This is a genomic window from Granulicella paludicola, from assembly GCF_025685545.1.
GTDB classification, from domain to species: Bacteria; Acidobacteriota; Terriglobia; order Terriglobales; family Acidobacteriaceae; genus Granulicella; species Granulicella paludicola.
This window is the reverse complement of record NZ_JAGSYC010000022.1, coordinates 346,127-353,054: the sequence shown is the minus strand read 5'-3', so window position 1 is coordinate 353,054 and position 6,928 is coordinate 346,127. Positions and strand designations below refer to the sequence as shown.

Annotated in this window: 4 protein-coding genes; 2 read left to right on the top strand and 2 right to left on the bottom strand. The window is 57.4% G+C overall.

The window, feature by feature from the left end:
• Both OHL14_RS07365 and OHL14_RS07360 read right to left on the bottom strand, forming a co-directional pair.
• Positions 1 to 876 (bottom strand): hypothetical protein (locus OHL14_RS07365; protein WP_263378683.1); only part of this gene is annotated, 876 nt, incomplete at its 3' end.
• Positions 877 to 1,272: 396 nt separating this feature from the next.
• Positions 1,273 to 2,082 (bottom strand): DeoR/GlpR family DNA-binding transcription regulator, encoded by an 810-nt coding sequence (locus OHL14_RS07360; protein ID WP_263378682.1) that lies wholly within the window; start codon positions 2,080 to 2,082, stop codon positions 1,273 to 1,275.
• Positions 2,083 to 2,307: 225 nt separating this feature from the next.
• Here OHL14_RS07360 and OHL14_RS07355 point away from each other — a divergent pair, with 225 nt between their 5' ends.
• Both OHL14_RS07355 and OHL14_RS07350 read left to right on the top strand, forming a co-directional pair.
• Positions 2,308 to 5,772: a TonB-dependent receptor gene (locus OHL14_RS07355; RefSeq protein WP_263378681.1), complete on the top strand. Its 3,465-nt coding sequence runs from the start codon at positions 2,308 to 2,310 to the stop codon at positions 5,770 to 5,772.
• A gap of 105 nt (positions 5,773 to 5,877) precedes the next feature.
• Entirely contained in the window at positions 5,878 to 6,606 is a 729-nt protein-coding gene (locus OHL14_RS07350) for a copper homeostasis protein CutC (RefSeq protein WP_263378680.1), read from the top strand.
• Positions 6,607 to 6,928 lie beyond the last annotated feature (322 nt).

The window sequence follows — 6,928 nt, the reverse complement described above, 5'->3', positions numbered from 1 at the left end:
CGGTTTGAAAGGAGACCGGGTCCACGTGAATGCGGCAGTGCTATGTGATGTGCCAAGATCACGATGCCATTCCCTCATCAGGCGGAGCATGGACGACACTGTTCGCCCTTTCATGCAAAACGAAGGCAGCGGCGGGGCGGCTTCCATCATGCCGTCCTGTGTCTCTATTTGAATTCGATCGTGCCGGACGGACTGAATGTAGTCGATCATGGGCCCAATCTGTGTAGGCTCAAGTTCTTCGACGTGCGCGATGAAGAACATCCAGACGGTGCGCCAGAAGCCACCATTGCGCAAATCCGTCGCTAGTCGCGTGGACAGGATGGCCTTCATAAATGCGGTAGGCATGCCTAGAGCAAGCAACTCGGCTCTGCGAAGTGCTGGCTCCAGCCCCAAATGGTCGTCCGATGTAAGAAAGATATGTTCCATCTTTCGCGTCATGGTGACTGGCAGATCGAGTGAACGAAAGCTCGCTCCGCGTGAATGTGCGATCACCCATGAACGTTTCTCGTCCCCTGCGGCATCAACTGCATACCAGACCGAGGCCATAAAAGCGGGGATTTCGTATCGACAAGTCAGATGGTGCGCTAAGGACGCCACTGAGGAGCGCCAGGAGGCTAACGTACCCTTCCACTCCGCTGTTGGGCGAATGTGCGCGCTTCGGAAGCGAGCCAGGTGGAATAGCGCGTCGACGCCGAGATGCCTGCCATCCTTGACCGGCGCATCAAACAATAGTGGCGCGCGGGTGCGAGCACAAATCAGCAGCTCTTGGAACTTTGCAAAAGTAAGTGGATCAGAGGCGAGGTGGCTGCAAGCGCGATGAATGGCGCGATCCGTCCGCTTCCTGTGATCCTGAACGAGACGTTCAGACCAGGACATAAAATTCCCCAATTTCTAAACCGGTGAGTGGACGACGGTGATATGCGTCGTCGAGTCAGATTTAAGGCAGGGATACATATGACCGCTGGTAGCAGCCTGCCTGCTTCTGAATCCGGTTTAGCTCTTGGAGAAATACATCGCACCAACATCATCCCATCGGGCAGATAGGCACGTCAATCGGTATTTAGTCGGGCAATGGGTGCAGTGACCTTTAGAAAACACGCGCGAAAGCTCGACAATGGATAACTCCTCATAAACGCGTTTCCCGAAATTGGTGTTCGCTGGTGTCCTGGCTGTTGGGGAAGATTGAGACGTCCGTCCGTTGCGATCTCGATGAGGGCGGGATCGGCGGTGTGTTCGTGGAGGCCTTGGTGCGGCGCGGAGCGGTGGTGAGGGTCAGGCGAGCAGGATGCGGATGTTCTGGGCGCGGAAGGCTTCGAGGACGTCGGGGTCGGCGCCGTCGTCGGTGATGATGAGGTCGATCTCTGAGGGGGAGCAGACCTTCATGGCACTGATCATGTTGAGCTTGCTGGAGTCGGCGACGGCGATGACCTGCTTGGCGTGCTGAATCATCTGGCTGAGGATGAGGGCCTCGTCGGATTCGATGACGGTGATGCCGTGCTGAGGGTGGATGCCGGTGACGCCGATGAAAAACTTTTCGAAGAAGAGGCGCTGCAGGGCGTCGAAGGCCGTGACGCCGACCATGGAGAAGGAGCCGGGCCAGCGGACGGCGCCGCCGGTAAGAGTGACCGAGAGGTTGGGCTGGCTGGAGAGTTCCATGCCGATATTCACAGCGCTGGTGACGATGTGGATTTGTTCACGATGGCGCAGACCGCGCGCTATCTGCGTGGTGGTGGTTCCGGGGGAGAGTGCGATGGTGTCTCCCTTTTCCACAAGGTCGGCGGCGGCGAGACCGATGCGGCGCTTCTCGTCGGCGAAGCGCTCTTCGCGCAGAGGGAAGGCGGCGTCGAAACGAAAGGGCTCGTAGTTGAGCTTGCCGGCGACCTCGGCTCCGCCGTGGGTACGGTTGACGAGGCCACGCTCCTCGAGCTTGATGAGGTCGCGGCGGACGCTGGCGGGGGAGACGCCTACAGCGACGGCGAGTTCTTCAATGCTGCCGCTGCCCTTCTGTAAGAGCAGGTGAAGGATCTGTTTAGCCCGGTCGTGTTTGGCAGCCATCGTGCGAACCCCAATCCACTCCATCATAAACAAGTGTTTGCAGGCAGCTGTGTTTAAAACTGTCGACACTTTGCATTATTTTGCACCTTGATTGGAATATATTGCATATTTCTGAAAAGTTTTGTTGACTTTATGACGACGAGTTCTTAGGCTCATCCATAACATGCACCCACGAAGGAACGGGACGGCTGCAGCGACGCTGCGGATACCTGTAGATGGCATGGAGCGGGTTGGAGCTTTCTGGAGGATTTGATGATGCGTATACCGATGAATCGGCTTGCACTGTGTTGCTATAGCCTGGTGTTCCTGATGCTGTTGACGGTGGGTGCGGCACACGCGCAGACGGTGACGGGTTCGGTGACCGGACAGGTGACGGATGCCAGCGGGGCGGTGATACCGGGCGCGACGGTAGTCGTAGAGGATGTCGATACGGGTGTGAAGACTCCCCAGACAGCGAACGCGGACGGTGTGTATACCGCGCGGTTCCTTCCGATCGGGCACTACAAGGTTATGGTGACGGCGCCCGGCTTTGCTGCGCAGACGACGCAGACGTTCACTCTGGAGATTAATCAGACGGTGAACCTGAACAGCAAGCTGGTGGCGGGGAACTCGACGAGCGTGACGGTGACGGAGACGGCACCGATCATCAACACGACGGATGGCACGATCAGCACGACGCTCACTGAGAATGAGGTGCAGAACTTCCCGCTGGAGGGACGCAACTTCCAGTCGGTGACGTTGTTCACGCCAGGTGTAGTGAGCACGGACCCGACCGGCATGACGGGGTCGAATGCGACGGAACGCAGCACGACGAGCAACAACCTGGTGAGTGTGAACGGTAACCGCGGACAGGCGAACTACTACACGCTCGACGGCGTGGACCTGAACGAGGCGCAGAACAACCAGATCGGCTACAACCCGGCTCCGGATGCACTCCAGGAGATCAAAGTGATCTCCGGCAATGCGCCTGCGATCTACGGCAATGCGAATGGCGGTGCCATCGTTTCGGTGCTGAAGAGCGGCACCAACCAGTTTCACGGTAGCGCCTATGTGTTTTTGCAGAACGACAAGCTGAACGCCAACAGCTGGGCGAACAAGTACAAGAGCGAGGCGAAGAACCGTTACACGCAGACGATCTTCGGCGGCACGCTTGGCGGACCGATTGTGAAGAACAAGCTGTTCGCTTTTGGCGATTACGAAGGATACCGCCAGCCCGCGGCGACGCAAAAGTCTTACCAGGTCCTCACGCCAGCGATGCTGAAGGGCGACTTTTCGTCGATCCCGTTCCAGCTCTACAACACGCAGGCTTACAACGCTGCAACGAACACCTATCCGATCTTTGCCAACAACCAGATTCCGGTGAACAATCCGGTGGTGAAGTACCTGGCAGCGCATCCGGGTCTTTATCCGACGCCGACACCCGGAGTGGCTATTCCTACCGGCACGTACATTCCCCTGTTTGAAGGTGTTGAACGCGGCTACACCGTGAACAATCAGTTCGACGTGAAGGTCGACTGGACGCCCGAGGCAAAAGACCGTATCTCCGGTTTCTATTCGCAGTCGCGACCCCGCGATGGCAGCAACACGGTCTTCCCTCTTGGCTTCCCCAGCATCAACAGCTATCCGTCGACGCTGTTTGGCTCGAGCTGGGTGCACACGTTCTCTTCAGCGATCGTGAACCAGTTCAACGTTGGCTACACGCGCATCAAGTGGAATACCGGCGTTCCGATTGACTACACCGGCCAGTTCGGCACGTCGGGCGACTCTGTCGTCGGGATTCCGTTCGGTCAGCAGCGGTTTGCGGGCTTCACTGCCATGGAGATGTCGGGTCAGGCAAGCACGGTCGGCACTCGCGCCGCACCACAGCTGCTTGTAGACAACACCTTTGGTTATAACGACAACTTCACGATTCAAAAGGGTAAGCACCTCTTTACAATTGGTGTGCAAGCTGCACGCTACCAGCAGAACTACACGCAGAGCCAGAACGCCGGCGCTCTGGGCTACTTCAGCTATACGGGTGCCTACACGAAGAACCCCACAACGACTAACGATCAGATCGCTCCGGCTGACTTCGTGCTCGACGCTGCTGCCGAATATGGGCTGCAGGACGGTGGTGAGTTTGGCAATCGCCAGTGGCGCGCTGCGGGTTACATTCAGGACGACTGGAAGGTGACACCAACTCTGACATTGAACCTGGGTGTTCGCTATGAGTACGACCAGCCAATGGTCGAGGCGAACAACAAGAACGCGAATGTGCTTCCTGTAAACGGCGGCATCATGGAGTACGCAGGCTCGATCCCGGCAGGCTCTCCGGCGGGTTCCATCGTGTGCCCCACGACGGCATGCTACAGACCGAGCTATAAGCAGGTGATGCCACGCTTCGGCTTTGCATACCAGGCGATGCCGAAGGTTTCGCTGCGCGGCGGTTATGGAGCGACGAGCTTCTTCGAGGGCGACGCGGCGAACCAGCGACTGACGAACAATCCTCCGCTGGTGTCGGTCTTCAAGCGCGATGGCACCGCTCCCGCAGCAGGGTCCAGCGGCACTTCTCTTCAGGCTTCGCAGGGCTTTGTGACCAACGCGAACACGGCGCAGCCGAGTGGTGGTGCGTTCAGCATGTGGCCGCAGAATCAGCAGCCCGCCTATATTCAGCAATGGAATCTGACGGTAGAGACGCAGCTCAGTGCGACGACCTCGTTGTCGGTGAGCTACATCGGTCAGTCCGGCCAACACCTGATGGACTATGGCAATGCCAATCAGTTCACGCAGGCGCAGGTTATCGATATCAACAGCCACAATTACACGACGCTTCCGGCGTCCGATCTTACGCCGCTCTATAACCTCGGTGCAGGTACGTCCTATGCAGCGGGCAATGGAGGCTCCGTGTTGATTACGGAATCTCGAGCGATGTCGAACTACAACGGGGCGCAGGTTACTCTGCGCCAGCGCGAATGGCATGGGCTCGAGTACAACCTGAACTATACGTTCGCGAAGTCGATGACGAACGCCGCCGGTAACTATGGAGCTCCGAATGTCGCGCAGACGGGCGGCGATCAGACATTCCAGGACTACTACAACAGTGCTGCAGACTATGGTGTTTCGGGCGATGATATCCGGCACCAGTTCAATGCCGTGATCGTCTATGCACTGCCGTACGGCAGTGGCAGGCAGTTCGGTTCAAACGCCAACATCATTCTGCAGGAACTGTTGGGTGGGTGGAAGTTGTCCAATGCCTTCCGTGCCTTCAGCGGTCCCCCAGTGACCATTACGGCGAATAGTGGCATCACCTCTGCGACGAATTCATACGGTGGCGAGCGCGCCAATCAGTATGGACATATCAAGGTAGTGAACCGCTCGATCAACAACTGGTTCGGCACGGATCCCTCCGCAACGCCTTGTACCGCGACGGGGACCGGAACGGCTCCTACCGTAGTCGGCTCCTGTGCGTATGGCCAGCCCGCGCAGTACCAATGGGGCACGGCGGCGAACGGAACGGAGCGCGCTCCAGGTTTCTACCAATTGGATACGTCTCTGCTCAAGGATTTCAAGACGTATAAGGATGAGTCTTTTGGCTTCCGTGCGGACTTCTTCAACATCCTGAATGTGGCTGATTATGGCAACCCGGACAGTGGTATCCAAGACAGCAACTTCGGCGTGATCAATAGCACACGTAACCAAGAACGTCGTATTCAGCTTTCGCTGAATTACAAGTTCTAGTCGTTAGCGATGGACGTGCGACAGTCGAAGGGCTGTTGCACGTCGTCGCTTCTTGCTACTTTGGAATGAAGAAACTGTTGACAGGCCGATCAGGCTCATGGACTTATGAGAAAGATAATTTTTGAACTCTGTGCGGAGACGGTGGATGCGTGTCTCGCCGCACGAGAGGGTGGGGCTGACCGTATTGAACTCTGCTCGGGACTGAGCGAGGGTGGGCTGACTCCCAGCCATGGGCTGGTGCGTGAGGCGTTGCAGCAAAGCGATTTGCCAGTGCATGTGCTGATTCGTCCGCGGGGTGGGAACTACCTGTATACCGAGGCTGAGATCGCGGTGATGGCCGAGGACATTCTGCACGTGAAGTCGCTGGGTGCAGCCGGCGTGGTGCTGGGGCTGCTCAAGGCCGATCGTACGGTGGACGTGGAGACAACGAGGAACTTTGTGCAACTGGCACGGCCGATGCAGGTGACATTCCATCGCGCCTTCGACGACACGCCTGATTTGGAGACGGCGCTCGAAGCCGTGATTTCGACGGGTTGCGAGCGGGTGTTGACCTCGGGTGGTTGCACCGACGTCGCACAGGGGGCGGAGATACTGGCTCGTCTGGTGAAGCAGGCAGATGGCCGGTTAGAGGTTGCCGTGGGAGGCGGCTTGCGATTGACGAATGCGAGCTCGCTGGTGCGCTTGACCGGGGCAACACACTTCCACGGTTCGCTGCGGCCTGGCAGAGAGAAGCGGGTGGAGAGCGCAGATGGAGCGCTCGTTCCAGAGACAGAGTATTCAGAGGTTGAGGTTACAGCGGTACGCGAGATGGTGGAGCAGTTGCAACTGGGATAGATTCCGGGCTGGCCGATGCGGCTCGTTGGAACGGTGTACGAGTTCCAGCGATAGACGATCCAGCAGTAAGATTTGCCGTCGTAATCCCCGGGATTTCGTAAGTTTACAGATTAGAAGCGCAAGGGTCGCCATGGAACCATTGGCGGCCCTTGCGCTTTTGCGCTGGGCGGAGGCTCTATCGAAACGTTGAGAAATCAATGAGATGCGATCTGTCTATCGTCAGTCTTCAATCTGTCGACAAAAATATGTAAATTGTCGACAGATTTATCTTGCTTCTTTGCTGCGGGGGCAGTAGTTTTTACGAAACATTCAAATTGCGGTT